Source organism: Brevundimonas subvibrioides ATCC 15264 (assembly GCF_000144605.1).
In the GTDB taxonomy this organism is placed as follows: Bacteria; Pseudomonadota; Alphaproteobacteria; order Caulobacterales; family Caulobacteraceae; genus Brevundimonas; species Brevundimonas subvibrioides.
Genome location: NC_014375.1, coordinates 2,799,555 through 2,816,842 on the forward strand (window position 1 = coordinate 2,799,555; position 17,288 = coordinate 2,816,842).

The window sequence follows — 17,288 nt, forward strand, 5'->3', positions numbered from 1 at the left end:
GTCTAGCGCAGTTTCAGCGTCGACAGCCCGACCAGGGCCAGCATGGCGGCGACGATCCAGAAGCGGATGACCACGGTCGATTCCGGCCAGCCCAGCTTCTCGAAATGGTGGTGGATGGGGGCCATCAGGAAGATGCGCTTCTTGGTGGCCTTGAAATAGGCGACCTGGATCATGACCGAGGCGGCCTCGACCACGAACAGGCCGCCGACGATGCCCAGCACCAGTTCGTGCTTGGTGGCCACAGCGATGGAGCCGAGGGCGCCGCCCAGCGCCAGCGATCCGGTGTCGCCCATGAAGATCTTGGCCGGGGGGGCGTTGTACCAGAGGAAGCCCGTGCCCCCGCCGATGATGGCGGCGCAGAAGATGGCCAGTTCACCCGATCCGGGGACGTGGTGGACGCCCAGATAGTCCGAGAAGATGAAGTTGCCGACCAGATAGCTGATGATGCCGAACGCCGCCGCCGCCATCATCACCGGCACGATGGCCAGGCCGTCGAGACCGTCGGTCAGGTTCACCGCGTTGGAGAAGCCCACGATCGTGAAGGCGGCGAAGGCGACGTAGAACCAGCCGATGTTCAGCAGCACGTTCTTGAAAAAGGGGAAGGCGATCGAGGTCTCGAGCCCCGGGGAGGTCGGCGAATAGGTCGTCCACAGCACCACCAGGATGCCGGCGATGACCGAGACGATGACCTGGGCCACCAGTTTCTGTTTCGAGGTCAGGCCGGCCGAGGTCTGTTTCGTGACCTTGGCGTAGTCGTCGACGAAGCCGAGGACGGCGAAGGCCAGGGTCACGGCCGAGACGATCCAGATGTAGGGGTTGGTCAGGTCGCCCCACAGGAACACCGCCACCGCGATGCCGGCCAGGATCATCAGCCCGCCCATGGTGGGGGTGCCGACCTTGGACAGGTGGCTGACGGGGCCGTCGGCGCGGATCGGCTGGCCCTTGCCCTGCTTGACCCGCATCCAGGAGATGAAGCGGCTGCCCATCATGACGGCGACGATCATGGCCGTGGCCATGGCCAGCGCCACGCGCACCGTCTGGTACTGGACCAGGTTCAGCAGCGGATAATCCTTCGCCGCGTCGCCGAAGTAGAGATAGAGCAGGTAGAACATTCAGCTTCCTTGTTGCCCCTATCGGGTCGCGCGCGTCGCTCCCCTACTTGAGGGGCGGTCCCCCGGTATCATCTCGCTCTAGCCGCAGCAGCGCTGCCGCGACAAGCGACGCTTTCGAGCCGTTCGAGCCCTTCACCATGACGATGTCGTCCGGGCCGGCCAGATCGGCGGCCTGATCGGCGAGCGCGGCCGCGGTCCCGGCCCAGACGCCGCGGCGTTCGGGGCTGATCGCGTCGTAGAGGTGGCGCATCTGCGGGCCCGCCGCATGGACCACGTCGATGGCGGCGGCCTCGATGGCGGTCGCGAGACCGGCGTGGAGCGCCTCGGACTGGTCGCCCAGTTCCAGCATGTCGGTCAGGACCACCACGCGGCGACCGCGCCGCTCGACCGGCTTCGCGCCCAGGCTGAGGAAGCCCGCCTTCATCGACAGGGGATTGGCGTTGTAGCTCTCGTCGATCAGGGTGAAGGCCCCCTTCGGCAGGTGAACCAGGCGCGTCTCGCCCCGGCCCTTGAGCGGCTCGAAATGCGCGAGGGCCTCCAGCGCCGTCTCGACCGGCACGTCCAGCGCATCCAGCATCAGGATGACCGCGAGGCTGTTCAGACCCCAGTGGAAGCCGGACTGGCGCAGCGGGAAGACATGCGTCCGGCCATAGACCTCGGCCGTCACGCGGGCCCCCTCGGGATTGGGCGTGAAATCGATCAGGCGGGCGTCGTGGGCCGGCTCCGAGCCGAAGGTCGCCACGCGCGCGCCAGCGCGGAGCGCGGCCTGATGCAGCAGCTCGACCCACGGATTGTCGCCGTTGATGACGGCCAGACCGCCCGGGCCGAGGCCCTGGAAGATGGCGGCCTTCTCGGCGGCGACCCCGGCCTCTCCGTCGGCGAAGGCCTCGATGTGGACGGGGCCGACGGTGGTGACGCAGGCGGCGTGGGGCTGGACCATGCGCGCCAGGGGCCCGATCTCGCCCGGCGCGTTCATGCCGATCTCGAACACGGCCCGCTCGACCGAGGGGTGCATGCGGGCCAGGGTCAGGGGCACGCCGATGTGGTTGTTGTAGCTCTTGATCGAGGCGTGGGCGGGGCCCGCGAGGTCGAGCCCGGCCTTGATGGCCTGGGTCACGCTGGTCTTGCCGACGCTGCCGGTGACGGCGCCGCGCCGGATGTGGGGGGCGCGGTCGCGGGCGGCGGCCCCGAGGGCTTCCAGCGCGTGAAGGGTGTCCGGCACGACGATGCAGGGACCGCCGTCGACCGGGCGCTCGACCAGGGCCCCCGCGGCGCCGGCGGCGAAGGCCGAGGCGGCGAAGTCGTGGCCGTCGCGCGCGCCCTTCAAAGCCAGGAACAGGTCGCCCGGCTCGATCTCGCGGCTGTTGTAGGTCAGGCCGTTCGCGTCGAAGACCCCGCCCTCGATCCGCCCGCCGGTCGCGACGGCTATCTCTTGTGCCGTCCAGAGAGGCGGTGTCGGTTCAGGCATCTACGCGCAGGGCCTCGGCAAGTTCGGTGGCGTCGTCGAAGGGATGAGTCGTCCCGCCCACGATCTGACCCTGTTCATGCCCTTTTCCGGCGACGACGACCACATCCCCGTCGCGCATCATGGCGACGGCCTCGCGGATGGCGGCGCGGCGGTCGCCGACCTCCCGCGCCGAGGGGCAGCCGGCGCGGACCTGGGCGCGGATGACCGCGGGGTCTTCCGACCGGGGGTTGTCGTCGGTGACGATGGCGACGTCGGCCAGCCGCCCGGCGATCCCACCCATCAGCGGCCGCTTGCCCTTGTCGCGATCCCCACCCGCGCCGAAGACGACGATCAGGCGGCCGGTGGCGTGGGGGCGGAGCGCCTTGAGCACCGTCTCGAGCCCGTCGGGGGTGTGGGCGTAGTCGACATAGGCCTCGCCCCGACCGCCGGACACGCGCTGCAGGCGGCCGGCGGCCCCGGTGATCTTCTCGAGGGCGTGCAGGACCCGGGCGGCGTCCTCGCCGGCGGCGATGCACAGGCCCGCGGCGACAAGAGCGTTGGAGGCCTGGAAGGCGCCGGCCAGCGGCAGGAGGACGTCATGGCGGTCGCCGCGCACGTCGAGGATCAGGCGCTGGCCCTCGGGCACCGCGCGGCGCTCGATCAGGGATAGGTCGCGGCCCCGCTCGCCCACGCCCATGACGCCCAGGCCCGACATGATCGAGGCGGCGGCGAAGGCGTTGTAGGCGTCGGAATCGGCGTTGAGCACGGCCGTCCGGCCGCGCGGCAGGAGGCTCTCGAACAGCCGCAGCTTGGCGGCGCGATAGGCCGCCATGTCGCCGTGATAGTCGAGGTGGTCCTGGGTCAGGTTGGTGAAGGCGGCGGCCTTGAGCGTCACGCCATCCAGCCGGCGCTGGTCGATGCCGTGCGACGAGGCTTCGAGCGCGAGGTGGGTGACGCCCCCCTCGGCCAAGGTCGCCAGCAGGCGGGCGGCGTCGCCGGCGTCGGGGCTGGTCAGGCCGGGCGGGGTCAGGCTTTCGGTGATCGATCCGGACTGGGCGACGACCCCGAGGGTGCCCATGCTGGCCGCCTTGATGCCGAGGGCGGCCCAGATCTGGCGGCAGAAGGCGGCGACCGAGGTCTTGCCGTTGGTCCCGGTGACGGCGACGCAGGTCGCGGGCTGTGCGCCGTAGAAGCCCCGCGCGGCCAGGGCATAGGCGCGGCGGACATCGCCGGACCGGACCAGCAGGGGCGCGGCGCCGTCGGGCGTGTCCTGGGGGGCGAGCACGGCGGCGGCCCCCTGCGACAGGGCCTGGGGGATGAAGGCGCGGCCGTCGGCGGCGGTGCCCGGCAGGGCCACGAACAGGGAGCCCGAGGTGACCTTGCGGCTGTCCGCCGTGACGCCGGTGATCACGGGATCCGCGGCGACGTCGCGGCGCAGGAGGTCGGACAGGCGGATCGCGCTCATGGTGCCGCCACCGTCGTGACGGGCGGATCGAAGCGGCGGGCCAGACCCAGGAAGGGCGCGATCCGGTCGGCGACGCGGCCGACGACGGGGGCCGCGATGGCACCGCCCAGGCGCGAGCCCTGGCTGGGTTCGTCGATCAGGACGAAGACGACATAGCGCTGGGCATCGTCCGGGCCGTCGGCGGGGAAGACGGCGGCGAAGGAGCCGACGCCGTGGCCGGCGTCGTAGCGACCGTTGACCAGTTTATTGGCCGAGCCGGTCTTGCCGCCGACCCGCAGGCCTGCCGCATCGGCCTGCTTGCCCGAGCCGCGCAGGACGTTGGCGCGCATCAGCTGGCGGATCTCGGAGGAGGTCTCGGGGCGGATCACGCGCCGGCCCTCGACGCCGGTCCCGCCGCGACGCAGCGACAGGGGCCGGTAGAAGCCGCCGTTGACCAGGGCCACGGTCGCGGCCGTCATCTGCAGCGGGGTGATCATGATGCCGTAGCCGAAGGACATCGAGGCGCGGGTCGAGTCCGACCAGTCGCGCGGCAGACGCGGACGGGCGCTTTCCTTGAGCTCGATCGGCGCGGCGTTCAGCAGCCCTAGGCGCTGGAAATAGTCGCGCATGCCCTGGGACCCGAGCTCGACCGCCAGGCGCGAGGTCCCGATGTTGGAGGAGTGCAGATAGACCTCTTCTAGCGACAGCACCTTGTTGGTGGCGTGGAAGTCGCTGATCCGGCGGTTGCCGATCATATAGGCCTGGGAGGCGTCGAGCATGGTGTCCATGTCGGCCTGACCGGTGTCCAGCGCGGCGGCGACCGTGAAGGTCTTGAACACCGAGCCCATCTCGTAGTGACCCGAGGTGACGCGGTTGAGGGCCTGATCGTCGGTGGCTCCGCCACGCCGGTTGGCGTCGTAGGTCGGCCAGGACGCCATGCCCAGGATCTCGCCCGTCTTCGCGTCAGCGACGACGCCGACGGCACCCTTGGCCCCGGCGGCCGAGGCCACGGCGTTGAGCTCGTTCTCGAGCACGCCCTGAACGCGCAGGTCGATCGACAGGGCGAAATCCTGGCCCTGCCGGCCGGCAGCCCGGATGTCGTCGTTGAAGGCCAGCTCGGCCCCGGACACGCCCTGCCCGCCCGTGTCGGCGACGCCGATCAGGTGGGCGGCCGAGGTGTTCAGCGGATAGACGCGGCGGTCCTCGGGTTCGAACGACAGGCCGCCCAGCGCCAGGGCGTGAACCGCCTGGCGCTCGGCCGGGGTCAGGCCGGGCAGGACGATCAGCCGGCGGTCGCCATCCAATACGCGGCGCAGCCGGGCGGCCGGGACGCGCGGCAGGACCCGGCGCAGCTGGGTGAAGGCCGCGTCGCGGTCCCAGACTTCCGACGGGTCGATATAGAGGCCGTAGTGGACGATGTTGGTGGCCAGCAGCGCGCCGTTGCGGTCGGTCAGGTCGCCGCGCTGAAGCGCTCCGGCGACGGCGACGGACCCGCCGCCGTTCTTCGGCGTGAACAGGGCGGCATGGGCCGCCCCCAGCGCCAGGCCGCTGAACACGACCGCGAAGACCATCTGGATCACGAAGATGCGGACGCGGGTGTCTTCTTCGGGCCGGGCGTCGGCATGGGCGCGCTCGAAGGCGTGCTCGACGAACCAGACGGCCTCCGACGCCCAGCGCAGCCAGGGCGAGACGGTGGAGGTGATCGGCCGGGCCTGACGCGTCGTCGCGTTCGGCGGACGGTAGAAGCGGTGGTCCTGAACGCTCATCGCTGGGCTCCGTCGACGGGCGGAGACGCGGGGACGGCATCAGGCGTCGGCGCGGCGGACACGGAGGCGGCCAGGGGGGCGGCAGCGTCGGGTGCGGGCGCGACCGGCACGGGCAGCGGCGCGGGCTTGAGCTCGGTCAGCTGGGCTTCGTCGGCCTGGCGGGTGGCGGCGACGGGGGCCAGGCCCGCGCCCCGCGACAGGACCTCCAGCCGACCGGGCTGTTCCAGGCGGGCGGCCTCGGCCCGCAGCAGGCGGACGCGCTGGCCGGTCTCGGCAATGTCGCGTTCCAGGCGACCGATCTCGGCGCTCTCGCGGGCGGCCGCCGCCTTGGCGATATAGACGGAGAAGACCAGCGCGCCGACGCAGACGAAGCCGATGATCTCGATCCAGCGGATGCCGCGGACCTTCCAGTCGAACAGGGCCTGGACCGGATTGCGGGTCATGCCGCCGCCTTCCACGCCGGGGCGTCCGTGCGGACGGCGGCGCGCAGCTTGGCCGAGCGGGCACGGGGATTGGCGGCCAGTTCAGCCTCGCCCGCCTCGCGCGCGCCCTTGAACGACAGGGTGAAGCTGGGCTTGCGGGTCTCAACCGCCATCGGCGCATGACGCGAGCCGCCGGGCGCATTGCCGGTCCGCTCGGTCAGGAAGGCCTTCACGATCCGGTCTTCCAGCGAATGGAAGGTGACGACGGCCAGACGGCCGCCCGGCGACAGGGCGGCCTCGGCGGCCTGCAGCCCGGCGGTCAGTTCGCCCAGCTCGTCGTTCACGGCGATGCGCAGGGCCTGGAAGGTGCGCGTCGCCGGATGGGTCGGAGCCCCGCGACGACCGCCCAGGGCGCGTTCGACCACGTCCGCGAGGTCGAGGGTGCGGGTGAAGGGCTGGACGGTGCGGCGGCGCAGGATGGCGGTGGCGATGCGTCCGGACTGACGCTCGTCGCCATACTGTTTCAGGATGTGGGCCAGCGGGCCGTGATCCCAGGTGTTGACGATGTCGGCGGCGCTGTCGCCGTCGCGCGACATGCGCATGTCCAGCGGCCCGTCGCGCATGAAAGAAAAACCGCGCTCGGCCTCGTCCAGCTGCATCGAGGACACGCCGATGTCGAAGACGATGCCGTCCAGACGCGCGGCACCACTGTCGGCGAAGGCGTCGGCGAGGCCCGAGAACGGCGTCCGGACGAGGGTGAACCGGCCCGGGTGGTCGTTGGCGACCGCATCGGCGTGCGGCTGGACCGTCGGATCGCGATCCAGGGCGATGACGGTGGCCCCGGTCGCCAGGATGGCGCGCGTGTAGCCGCCGGCCCCGAAGGTGGCATCGATGATCACGTCGCCGGCCTTCGGCGCGAGCGCTTCGAGAACTTCGGCCAGCAGGACCGGGGCGTGGGGCGCGGGGCTCACTGGTCGTTCCCCGGCATGCCGCGACGGGCCGTGTCGCCGCGCTCGCGCATGGCCTTGCGGGCCAGGGCGCGTCGGTCGTCCTTGCGATCGTTCCAGCGGGCACGGTCCCAGATCTGGAAGCGGGGCCCCATGCCGACGATGACGACGTCCTCGCCCAGACCGGCTTCCTCGCACAGGCTTTCCGGCAGGGTGATGCGGCCGCCGCCGTCATAGGCCAGCTGCTTCTGGCCGCCGTAGACCGTCTCCTCGAGCGCGGTGCGCCAGTCGTCCCCGAACGGCAGGGCTTCGATCATGGCAACGTATTCGGCCATCAGCTTGTCACCACCGGCCTCGAGGCAGTCGGACTCGACGGAGAAGAAGCAGAAGACGCCGTGTTCGGCCCCGTTGGCGGCCGTGCGGAATTCCTGGGGGATCAAGAGACGGCGCTTGCCGTCCAGCTGCTTCTCACTGGTTCCGAGAAACACGCCTGCCTACCGGGCCCGCCTGGACCCGCTCCCCGATCATCCCCGCGCCTGAAGTGCCGACGCCGCCAATCCCCAAATCACCGGACTGGGATAGCATGGGATCGAATGGGTCTCAATGGGATGATGAAGGTAACTTTAACCATGATCGGGCTCGAACCACCGATCTAGACTGCATAGACAGTGAACATACAGAGAACGCCGCAAGTATTAACAGGCTGTGGGGAAGTGTGCGCCCCGGTTCGGGCCAAAAGGTTAACGGGCGCGACGGGCGGTGCTGCCGTCGCCCCCTCCACCCGACGCAAGCGCGTCGCGGTCCCCCTCCCCCGTATCGCTACGCTCCGGGGGAGGATCGGGTTCAAGCAGCGAGGCTCCGCGAGCCGAGCGATGGCCCCCTCTCAGGAAAGGAATGTCAGACGGCCTGTAAGCCGGGTTCTGTCCCGCACCGGGGTGCGGTGACGATCATTCCTCTGGACCCCCCGTCGCCGGAGGGTTCTCGCGACCTACCCGGACGCCTCGGGCGGTGAACCCTGCGGACCGAAGTCCGCGCGACGTCCCTATTCGGTCTTGCTCCAGGCGGGGCTTGCCATGCCGTCGCTGTTACCAGCCACGCGGTGGGCTCTTACCCCACCCTTTCACCCTGACCTGCATCGAAACACAGGCGGTTTGCTTTCTGTGGCGCTATCCCTCGGGTCACCCCGGGCGGGCGTTACCCGCCGCCTTTTCACCGTGGAGCCCGGACTTTCCTCGACGGGAGACAAAGCAAGCTCTGGCCCCGCCGCGACCGCCCGGCCGTCTGACCGGGGCTAGATGCGCTCCGGCGGACGTCCGGTCAATCTCGCATGGCACGGGACGGCTCTCCGGCTTGACCCTTCCGGGCCGGACGTCCTCAATGCCGCGACGGGGAGAAGCAGGCATGGCGGACACAAGGGCACGGGGTGGCGGCGGAGCCCTGCTGATCTTCGCGGTGTCATCGCTGGCGGCCGTCAGCCTCGGCACCTTTATCAGCGCGTCCAGCGACGTGCCGACGGGATCGTGGCTGCGAAACCTCGTCGCCTGGGGGGTCGGCCTGCTGCTCGCTGTCGGGCTGGCGATGACGACGCCCGGCAGGCGCGTTGTGATCATGCCGTGGATCGGTGCGGCCGCCCTTCTCATGACCCTGTTCAATCCGGATCAGGACGGGGTTCATCGCTGGATCGATATCGGACCGCTGCACATCAACGTGGCCATGGTGGTCCTGCCGGCGACGGCGGTGGCGCTGGCGTCCGCGGCCCCCCGCTGGACGGCCTGGCTTCCTGCGTTTCTGATGCTGGGTCTGCTGGTCCTCCAGCCCGATGCATCGCAGGCGGCGGCGCTGGCCGGCGTCATGGCGTGGATCGCAATCACGCGCGTGTCCGGGATGACGACCAGAACCGGCCTGATCGCCGGAGCCGTGCTTCTGGCGGCCATCGCATGCGGTCGGCCCGACCCGCTGCTGCCGGTGCCCGAGGTCGAGGGGATCGTCGGCCTGGCCTTTGGCCTGTCGCCCTGGCTCGGCGGGCTCGCGCTGGTGACGCTCGCGACGGTCGCGGCCCTGCCCGCAGCGCTGACGCTCCCGGTCCCCGGGACGCGGCTGGCCGGTCAGGCCCTGAGCCTGTGCCTGGTTCTCTGGGCCCTGGCCCCTCTGTTCGGCGCCTTCCCGGTGCCACTGGTCGGCATCGGCATGAGCCCGATCCTGGGGGCGTGGCTGGGCATGGGCCTTCTGTGCGCGCGGATGCGCAGCGGAGCGGCTAGTCCAGCACCCCGGTGAGGCTCTCGGCCGTCGCCAGTTGCAGCACCCCCATCAGCGTCGCGCGCGTCTCGCCGTCGGCGATGCCGTCGACCTTCGAGGGCCGCCAGTGGCGCTGGAAGGCCTCGACGGTGATGCGGGTCTCGTCGGTGTATCGCCCGTCCGGCAGGGGCTCGTAGCCGAGGCGGTGCAGGCCGGCCTGGAGCACGTGGACGCCCAGACCCTCGTCCCCGATCGTCAGGGGCGGACCGAGGGCGGCGATGCGTTCGGCGGCCGGCTCGAACCACAGGCCCTGGCGATGCGCGGCCAGACGCTTCCAGGGAAACAGTTCGCCGGGGTCCTGCTTGCGGGTCGGGGCGACGTCGGAATGGCCGAGGATACGGGCGTCCTCGATGGTCCAGCGCGTGCGGATGTCCTCGATCAGGGCGATGACCGCGTCGATCTGGGGGTCCGGAAACAGCCGATAGCCGAACTCGTGGCCCGGATTGACGATCTCGATACCGATGGAGACGGCGTTGATGTCGGTCTCGCCGCGCCACCAGGACCGGCCCGCGTGCCAGGCGCGGCGCTCCTCGTCGACCAGACGCAGGATCGATCCGTCCTCGTCGACGACATAGTGGGCCGAGACCTTCGCTTCCGGATCCCGCAAGTGGGCGACCGCGACCTCGGCCGTCTGCATGCCGGTGTAGTGGAGCAGGACCATGTCGGGCGGACCGCGACGCGGGTCGAAGTTCGGCGACGGGGCCTCTGTGATGGTCAGCATGGGCGCCCTAGCGACCCTGACGTTCCCAACCGTAGGTGACCCAGGTGTCGCCCACCTTGGTGGCCTCGATGACGTCGTCGGCGCGACGCGCCTTGACCGTGACCTTGCGACGGGCGCGGACCGCGAGGCCCGCGAAGAAGACCAGCACGCTGGCGAACAGGGCGATGACCGCCACGGCGGCGGCGGTGAAGACCGCCAGGATCGCCCCGACCGTCAGGGCCGCCACGGCCGCGATCAACCCGCCCAGCCACATGATCGGGGCGAGGAGCCCGTTCGAGCGGCGGTTCTGAAAACCGAGGGAGGCGTAGCGGTCCTGCGTCATCACTGGTCCTTGGTCGAGCGCGCCCGGGGGGAGGTCGATGGGAACGCCTGAATCCCAATGTCGGTCCGCAGAGATGAACCGTCAATGACCGACCGCTTCAAAGGCGAGTGTGTCGCGGCCCTCACAGGGGCTGATCGGCCAGAACCGAGGCCCCCTGCCCGCGCATCCGCTCCATCTCGACCCGGTTCAGAACGGCGCGCGTCTGGGGATCGGACATGACGCCGCCCAAGGTCACCAGGGCCTGGGCCGCCTCGGACTGGACGCCGAAGGCCGCCGACAGGGCTTCCCACGGCGACTGGGGCGTGGGGAATCGCTTGAAGCGGACCGAGGTATCCGCCGGGATGTTGGCCAGTTCGCGGGCCTTGCCGATCGCCTCGGTCAGGCCGCCCAGCTGGTCGACGAGGCCCAGGGTCTTGCCCTGCGCCCCGGTCCAGACCCGGCCGCGGGCGATCTCGCGCACCCGGGCGATGGGCAGGCGACGACCGGTCGAGACCCGCTGGACGAACTCCTCGTAGGTGCGGTCCATGGAGGCCGAGAAGGCCGCCCGCTGGGTCGTGGTGAAGCTCTGGCTGGGCGCGAAGGCGTCCGCATAGTCGCCGCCGATCGACAGGCCGCGCAGGTCGACGCCAAAGCGGCCCAGCGCCTCGGACACGACGAACTTGCCGCCGAAGACGCCGATGGAGCCGGTCAGGGTCGAGGGCTGGGCCACGATCCAGTTGGCCTCGGAGCTGATCCAGTAGCCGCCGGACGCCGCATAGTCGCCCATGGAGACCACGACGGGCTTGCCCGCCGCCTTGGCCGCGCGGACGGCGGCGAGGATCTGTTCGGACGCCTCGGGCGATCCGCCGGGCGAGGAGACGCGGAAGACGATGGCCTTGACCGACTTGTCCTCGATGGCGTCGTAGATGGCCTCGGCCGTGTCGTCGGACCGGATGGAAGACCCTCCGCCGAAGGCCCCGCCGCCGCCGGTGCCGGTGACGATGGCTCCCTCGCCGCCCACGATGGCGATCGCATCGCGGCCCGAGCCCTGACGTTCGCCCTTGGACGAGGCGTAGTCGCCGAACTCGAGGATGTCGGCCCCGTTACCGGCCCGGCGTTTCGCCTCGGCCTCGGCCTCCTCGACCTGGCCGATCTTGTCGATCAGCTTCAACGACAGGGCCTGGGGCGCCGAGTAGGGGCCGGCCTCGATCGTGGTCTTCAGGGCGGCGGCCGTGACCTTGCGGTCGAAGGCGGCATTGGCGATGGCGCTGTCGTAGATGGAGGTCATCCAGGCCGTCATCGCCTCGCGGTGCGGGCCGGTGTAGTCGGACTGGGTGTATTCGTTGACGGCGTTCTTGTACTCGTAGCGCTGCTCGAACTCGGCGCGAACGCCGTATCGGTCGAAGGCGCGGCCGAGGAAGATGGAGTCGGCCGAGAAGCCGGTGGCCTGGAAGCTGGCGGTGTTCTGCATCCACAGCTCGGACGCCGAGGCCCCCACCATGTAGCTGGAGATCACGGTGCCGACGGGCTGGAAGCCCTGCGAATGGGCGATGACGGGCTTGCCCGAGGCGCGGAAGCGGCGGACGGCCTGGCGGATCTCGTCGGCGGAGGCGGGGCTGATCCCGGCCTCCGGCAGGCGGATCAGCAGGACTTTGACGTGGCTGTCCTTTTCGGCCTGGGCCAGGGTGTCGACGATCTGGATCACCGACAGGCCGCTGCCGCCGAACGCCGCGAACGGATTGGTCGGGGCCTGGTCGGTCAGGCCCTCGCGCAGGTCCAGTTCGAGCACGGCATTGGCCGGGGTGGCGGGCTCCTTGGCCGAGGCCGCAGCACCGACGATCAGCACGATCGGCAAGACCACGACAAACAGGATCAGGCCGGTGAAGACACCGAGCACGGTCAGGAAGAACTGCTTCATGGGGAGGCGGCGATCCGATCGAGCGGCCACGGTCGGCCACGCCTGACCATAGAGGGCGGGGCGTTGCGGTCAAATGAACGTACCGTCACGGGGACGGGGGCTTCGCACGCGCAGCATCGCGATTGATGGCGGGGTTCGAAATCCCTATATGAGCCGCCTGCGAGCGGGGGCCAATCGCCCCGCGTCACGATCGGACCGCACTCCCCATGCTGGTCACCATGATGAAGGCCAAACTGCACCGCGCGACGGTGACGCAGGCCGACCTGGACTATGAAGGCTCCATCGCCATCGACGGCGATCTGCTGGATGCGGCCGGGATCTTTCCGAACGAGCAGGTCGATGTGCTGAACATCACCAACGGCGCCCGCTTCACCACCTATGCCATCGAGGCCCCGCGCGGGTCGAAGGTGATCGGCGTGAACGGCGCCGCCGCGCGGTTGGTGCAGAAGCACGACAAGGTCATCGTCGTGACCTATGGCCAGCTGCCGGTCGAGGAGGCCCGCCAGTGGTCGCCGACGGTCGTGCTGCTGGACGACGGCAATACGGTAAAGAAGGCGGCGTGAGAGCAGCTCCCCTCTCCCATTGGGAGAGGGCTTGAGGCTCGCACAGCGTAGCGATGCGCCAAGCCGAAAGGGTGAGGGGTTAGACCCTCACCGGTTCGCACTGTAACCCCTCACCCTTTCGCGCCAGAACGATCGCTATGCGATCGTGCGCTCAAGCCCTCTCCCGCTGGGAGAGGGCCGATTTCTCCACGCCCAGCGCCTTCAGGGCGGCCGCGGCGATGTGGTCGGCGTCGAGGCCGGCGGTGACGTACTGGGCGGCGGGGCTGTCCTGGTCCTGGAAGACGTCGGGCAGGTGCAGGGTGCGGATCTTGAGGCCGGCGTCCAGCGCGCCTTCGGACGCGAGGAATTGCAGGACGAAGGCCCCGAAGCCGCCCATGGCCCCCTCCTCCACCGTGATCAGCGCCTCGTGCTCGCGCGCCAGGCGGGTGATCAGGTCGTGGTCGAGCGGCTTTGCGAACCGGGCGTCGGCGACGGTGGCGGAAATGCCGTGGGCGGCCAGCAGGTCGGCCGCCTTCAGCGATTCCTGCAGGCGGGTGCCGAACGACAGGATGGCGACGGCGGTGCCTTCACGGACGATTCGGCCCTTGCCGATCTCCAGCGGGGCGGCCAGTTCCGGGATCTCCACGCCGACGCCGTCGCCGCGCGGATAGCGGAAGGCGGAGGGACGGTCGTCGATCTCGCAGGCGGTGGCGATCATGGCGGCCAGATCGGCCTCGTCGGCCGCGGCCATCAGGACCATGCCGGGCAGCGCGCCCATATAGCCGATGTCGAAGGACCCGGCGTGGGTCGAGCCGTCGGCGCCGACCAGACCGGCGCGGTCCATAGCGAACCGGACCGGCAGCTTCTGGATCGCCACGTCGTGGACGACCTGATCGTAGCCGCGCTGCAGGAAGGTCGAATAGATGGCGCAGAACGGCTTCATGCCGTCGGCGGCCAGGCCGGCGGCGAAGGTCACGGCATGCTGCTCGGCGATGCCGACGTCATAGGTGCGCTTGGGGTAGGCCTGTCCGAACAGGTCGAGGCCCGTTCCCGACGGCATGGCGGCGGTGATGGCGACGATGGACGGGTCGATCGCAGCGCGCTTGATCAGTTCGGTGCCGAACACCTTGGTGTAGCTGGGGGCGTTGGAGACCGACTTGGACTGCTTGCCCGAGACGACGTCGAACTTGACCACCGCGTGCAGCTTGTCGGCGCTGCTCTCGGCCGGGGCATAGCCCTTGCCCTTCTGGGTCACGACGTGGACCACCACCGGACGGTCGGTGATGGCGGCGGCGTTCTTCAGGATCGGGACCAGATTGTCCATGTCGTGCCCGTCGACCGGGCCGATGTAGTAGAAGCCGAGTTCCTCGAAAAAGGTCCCGCCGACGACCATGCCGCGGGCGTATTCCTCGGCCTTGCGCGCGGCCTCGCGGAACGGGCGGGGCATGTGCTGGACGACCTCGCGGCCGAACTTGCGGAAGTTCTGGTAGGCGCCGCCCGAGACCTGCTTGGCCAGATAGGCGCTCATGCCGCCGACCGGCGGGGCGATCGACATGTCGTTGTCGTTGAGGATGACGGTCAGCTGGCCGGTCGTCTCGGCCGCGTTGTTCATCGCCTCATAGGCCATGCCGGCGGACATCGAGCCGTCGCCGATGACGGCCACGACCTTGTTCTGCTTGCCCTGCTGGTCGCGGGCGGCGGCGAAGCCAAGGGCGGCGCTGATGGAGGTCGAGGCGTGGGCCGCGCCGAACGGATCGTACTCGCTTTCCGACCGCTTGGTGAAACCGGACAGGCCGCCCCCCATGCGCAGGGTGCGGATGCGGTCGCGGCGACCCGTCAGGATCTTGTGCGGATAGCACTGGTGACCGACGTCCCAGATCAGGATGTCGTCGGGCGTATTGTAGACGTGGTGCAGGGCGACCGTCAGCTCGACGACGCCCAGGCCCGCGCCGAGGTGGCCGCCGGTGGTGGAGACCGCATCGATCGTCTCGGCCCGCAGTTCGTCCGCCAGCTGACGCAGCTGGGCGGCATCGAACCCGCGCATGTCGGCGGGGACGTGGACCTTATCGAGAAGCGGGGTGTCGGGCATCGAACGCGCAAACCTTGGCTTTATTGACTGCTGGTCGGCCGGTCTGATGCCGGACGTTTCCTCACTACGATCTTCGATTTAGCACGAAGTCCACGCTGGCCTTGAGGTTTTCGGCGTCGGGGCCGAACACGTCGAGGTGTCCACGGGCCTGATCGGCCAGTTGCGCGACGCGATGCCGCGCCTGATCGACGCCCAGCAGGGTGACGAAATTGGTCTTGCCCTGGGCCGCGTCCTTCTGGGCCGCCTTGCCCAGCACCGCCTCGTCGCCGTCGAAATCGAGCAGGTCGTCGACGATCTGGTAGGCTAGGCCGATGTCGTGGGCGAAGTCGGTCAGCGCCTGACAGTGCCGCTCGTTGGCCCGCGCGACGATCAGCGGAATCTCGAACGCATAGGTGAACAGGGCCCCCGTCTTGAGCCGCTGCATGCGGGCCACGCCTTCGAGGTCGTCGCGAACGCCCAGCAGATCGACCATCTGCCCCCCCGCCATGCCGCGGGCGCCGCTGGCCAGCGACAGCCGAGCCGCGAGGGCACAGCGGATGTTGGCGTCCTCGTGCGTGTCCTCGTGCAGGAGGATGTCGAAGGCGGCCGTCTGGAGGGCGTCTCCGGCCAGGACGGCGGTGGCCTCGTCATAAGCGCGGTGCAGGGTCGGACGGCCGCGGCGCATGTCGTCGTCGTCCATGCAGGGCAGGTCGTCGTGGACCAGGCTGTAGGCGTGGACGCATTCGAGGGCGCAGGCGGCGCGCAGCACGGGCCGTTCCTCGATGTCGAACAGACGCGACGCCTCCATGGCGAAATAGGGCCGCAGACGCTTGCCGGGGCCAAGCGCCGCATAGCGCATCGCCTCGGTCAGTCGAACCTCGGGTCCGTCGGCGCGGGGCAGCAGTTCGTCGAGCGCCACGGTGACCATGTCGGCGACCTCGGCCACCCGATCGGCGACGCTCTGGACAGGGGCATTGGCGGCCAGACGCATCAGAACAGCCTTCCGCCCAGCGGCACGTCGCGGTCGACGCCCACCAGCACGACCTCGCCCGCCGCATCCGGAAAGCCCAGGGTCAGGACCTCGGACATGAAGGGCCCGATCTGGCGCGGGGCGAAGTTCACGACCGCGGCGACCTTGCGGCCCTCGAGCTGGTCCAAGGTGTAGTGGCGCGTGATCTGGGCCGAGGACCGCTTGATGCCGATGTCGGGGCCGAAATCGATGCTGAGCTTGTAGGCGGGCTTTCGTGCCTCGGGGAAGGCCTCGGCACGCACGACCTGGCCGACGCGGATGTCGACGGCGGCGAAGGCGTCGTAGTCGATGCGGTCTGCCAGAGCGGTCGCCATCAGTTGAACTCGGCCGGTTCGACGCCCCGTGCGCTGCCGTCGGCGCCGACGACGATCTTCTCGACCCGCAGCTGGGCGGCCTTCAGGCGAGCCTCGCAATGCGCCTTCAACCGCGCGCCCTCTTCGTAGAGCGTGATGGATTCCTCAAGCGGGGCCTGTCCCGATTCCAGGCGCGAGACGATGGTCTCGAGCCGCGACAGGGCATCCTCGAAGCTGAGGTCGGCGGGTACGGAAGGCGTTGCGTCTGACATTGCCCTCGACCCTAGAGGGGCGATGCGATCGCTTCAACGGGGAAGCGTCAAACCCGTTCGTAACGTCGCTGGGACCAGTATTTGAAGCCTTGGTTGTGGACCAGCTTCCAGCCGTCGGCCTTCAGGCGCCCGCCGACCATGTGATTGAAATACCCGTGGGCCAGGACGAGCACGTCCTCCCCGGCCTCGGCGCGGGCGATCAGCTTCTGCGCGGCGCGCTCGGCGCGGGCCTCGGCCTGCGCCCGGGTTTCCTGACCGTCATGATGGTCGAAGGCGTGCCACCAGAAGCGGGCGACGGCTCCCCAATATTTGGGCGGCAGCTTGAACCATGACGGAAAATGGGGCGGCGGAAGGGGAGCCTCGATGAACAGCACGTCCGAGGTGATCTCCCGGCCGGCCGAGATGGCGGCGGCGGTTTCCTGGGCGCGCTGGCGGGTGGAGGCGAAGATGACGCCGGCACCCTGAGCCGTTTCCAGCAGGCCGCGTGGCGGGGTCTGGCCGGCCAGCAGACCGCCCAACTCATATTTCGCCCACCAGTCGCGGTACTGGTCCGAGGTCAGCAGGCATTTGCGCGACAGGGCGGGTTCCCCGTGGCGCGCCAGGGTGATGGAACCGGGACGGGTGGCTACGGCACGGGAGGGGGCCACGGCAGGGGCGTGCAGTTCAGCCGAAGGATGATCGAGGGTGTCTGGCATCATGGTGAGACGGAG

Annotated in this window: 17 protein-coding genes and 1 other RNA gene; 2 read left to right on the forward strand and 16 right to left on the reverse strand. The window is 69.7% G+C overall.

Going from position 1 to position 17,288, the window contains the following annotated elements; genetic code table 11:
• Positions 1 to 2: 2 nt before the first annotated feature.
• From mraY to rnpB, 8 genes are all read right to left on the reverse strand, one after another.
• Positions 3 to 1,112 carry a phospho-N-acetylmuramoyl-pentapeptide-transferase gene (gene mraY / locus BRESU_RS13865; RefSeq protein WP_013270187.1) on the reverse strand — a complete coding sequence of 370 codons (1,110 nt, stop codon included), beginning with the start codon at positions 1,110 to 1,112 and terminating at the stop codon, positions 3 to 5.
• A gap of 43 nt (positions 1,113 to 1,155) precedes the next feature.
• A complete protein-coding gene (locus BRESU_RS13870; RefSeq protein WP_013270188.1) occupies positions 1,156 to 2,580 on the reverse strand; it encodes a UDP-N-acetylmuramoyl-tripeptide--D-alanyl-D-alanine ligase in 1,425 nt (474 codons plus the stop codon).
• Positions 2,573 to 4,024 carry a UDP-N-acetylmuramoyl-L-alanyl-D-glutamate--2,6-diaminopimelate ligase gene (locus BRESU_RS13875; protein ID WP_013270189.1) on the reverse strand — a complete coding sequence of 484 codons (1,452 nt, stop codon included), beginning with the start codon at positions 4,022 to 4,024 and terminating at the stop codon, positions 2,573 to 2,575. Before BRESU_RS13875 ends, BRESU_RS13870 begins: the two co-directional genes overlap by 8 nt.
• Positions 4,021 to 5,769 carry a peptidoglycan D,D-transpeptidase FtsI family protein gene (locus BRESU_RS13880; protein ID WP_013270190.1) on the reverse strand — a complete coding sequence of 583 codons (1,749 nt, stop codon included), beginning with the start codon at positions 5,767 to 5,769 and terminating at the stop codon, positions 4,021 to 4,023. The genes BRESU_RS13875 and BRESU_RS13880 overlap by 4 nt, the downstream gene beginning before the upstream one ends.
• On the reverse strand, positions 5,766 to 6,212 hold the full coding sequence (ftsL, locus tag BRESU_RS13885; protein ID WP_013270191.1) for a cell division protein FtsL: 447 nt from the start codon (positions 6,210 to 6,212) through the stop codon (positions 5,766 to 5,768). The genes BRESU_RS13880 and ftsL overlap by 4 nt, the downstream gene beginning before the upstream one ends.
• On the reverse strand, positions 6,209 to 7,162 hold the full coding sequence (gene rsmH, locus BRESU_RS13890) for a 16S rRNA (cytosine(1402)-N(4))-methyltransferase RsmH (RefSeq protein WP_013270192.1): 954 nt from the start codon (positions 7,160 to 7,162) through the stop codon (positions 6,209 to 6,211). The genes ftsL and rsmH overlap by 4 nt, the downstream gene beginning before the upstream one ends.
• Positions 7,159 to 7,626: a division/cell wall cluster transcriptional repressor MraZ gene (locus BRESU_RS13895; RefSeq protein ID WP_013270193.1), complete on the reverse strand. Its 468-nt coding sequence runs from the start codon at positions 7,624 to 7,626 to the stop codon at positions 7,159 to 7,161. The genes rsmH and BRESU_RS13895 overlap by 4 nt, the downstream gene beginning before the upstream one ends.
• Positions 7,627 to 8,031: 405 nt before the next feature.
• Positions 8,032 to 8,423: RNase P RNA component class A (gene rnpB / locus BRESU_RS17035), an RNA gene on the reverse strand.
• Between the two features lie 116 nt (positions 8,424 to 8,539).
• On the opposite strand from rnpB, the gene BRESU_RS13900 reads away from it, so the two are divergent.
• Complete coding sequence (locus tag BRESU_RS13900) at positions 8,540 to 9,412, forward strand: putative peptidoglycan glycosyltransferase FtsW/RodA (RefSeq protein ID WP_013270194.1); 873 nt, start codon at positions 8,540 to 8,542, stop codon at positions 9,410 to 9,412.
• Here the strand turns inward: BRESU_RS13900 and BRESU_RS13905 are convergent.
• From BRESU_RS13905 to sppA, 3 genes are all read right to left on the reverse strand, one after another.
• The gene (locus BRESU_RS13905; protein WP_013270195.1) at positions 9,393 to 10,154 is read right to left on the reverse strand and encodes a peptidoglycan recognition protein family protein; all 762 of its coding nucleotides are present in this window, start codon (positions 10,152 to 10,154) and stop codon (positions 9,393 to 9,395) included. The two genes, BRESU_RS13900 and BRESU_RS13905, sit on opposite strands and share 20 nt — an antisense overlap.
• 7 nt (positions 10,155 to 10,161) lie before the next feature.
• A complete protein-coding gene (locus BRESU_RS13910; RefSeq protein ID WP_013270196.1) occupies positions 10,162 to 10,476 on the reverse strand; it encodes a hypothetical protein in 315 nt (104 codons plus the stop codon).
• Between the two features lie 121 nt (positions 10,477 to 10,597).
• On the reverse strand, positions 10,598 to 12,373 hold the full coding sequence (sppA, locus tag BRESU_RS13915) for a signal peptide peptidase SppA (protein WP_013270197.1): 1,776 nt from the start codon (positions 12,371 to 12,373) through the stop codon (positions 10,598 to 10,600).
• Positions 12,374 to 12,579: 206 nt separating this feature from the next.
• Here sppA and panD point away from each other — a divergent pair, with 206 nt between their 5' ends.
• Entirely contained in the window at positions 12,580 to 12,936 is a 357-nt protein-coding gene (gene panD / locus BRESU_RS13920) for an aspartate 1-decarboxylase (RefSeq protein WP_013270198.1), read from the forward strand.
• 151 nt (positions 12,937 to 13,087) lie between these two features.
• On the opposite strand, the gene dxs is transcribed toward panD, so the two are convergent.
• From dxs to BRESU_RS13945, 5 genes are all read right to left on the reverse strand, one after another.
• Positions 13,088 to 15,004 (reverse strand): 1-deoxy-D-xylulose-5-phosphate synthase, encoded by a 1,917-nt coding sequence (gene dxs / locus BRESU_RS13925; RefSeq protein ID WP_013270199.1) that lies wholly within the window; start codon positions 15,002 to 15,004, stop codon positions 13,088 to 13,090.
• A 64-nt stretch (positions 15,005 to 15,068) separates the two neighbouring features.
• Positions 15,069 to 15,974, reverse strand: a complete 906-nt coding sequence (locus BRESU_RS13930) for a polyprenyl synthetase family protein (protein ID WP_013270200.1) — start codon at positions 15,972 to 15,974, stop codon at positions 15,069 to 15,071.
• Positions 15,974 to 16,327, reverse strand: a complete 354-nt coding sequence (locus tag BRESU_RS13935) for a tRNA-binding protein (protein WP_013270201.1) — start codon at positions 16,325 to 16,327, stop codon at positions 15,974 to 15,976. Before BRESU_RS13935 ends, BRESU_RS13930 begins: the two co-directional genes overlap by 1 nt.
• A complete protein-coding gene (locus tag BRESU_RS13940; protein WP_013270202.1) occupies positions 16,327 to 16,578 on the reverse strand; it encodes an exodeoxyribonuclease VII small subunit in 252 nt (83 codons plus the stop codon). The genes BRESU_RS13935 and BRESU_RS13940 overlap by 1 nt, the downstream gene beginning before the upstream one ends.
• A 47-nt stretch (positions 16,579 to 16,625) precedes the next feature.
• The gene (locus BRESU_RS13945; protein WP_013270203.1) at positions 16,626 to 17,276 is read right to left on the reverse strand and encodes a phosphoglycerate mutase family protein; all 651 of its coding nucleotides are present in this window, start codon (positions 17,274 to 17,276) and stop codon (positions 16,626 to 16,628) included.
• Between the last annotated feature and the right edge of the window lie 12 nt (positions 17,277 to 17,288).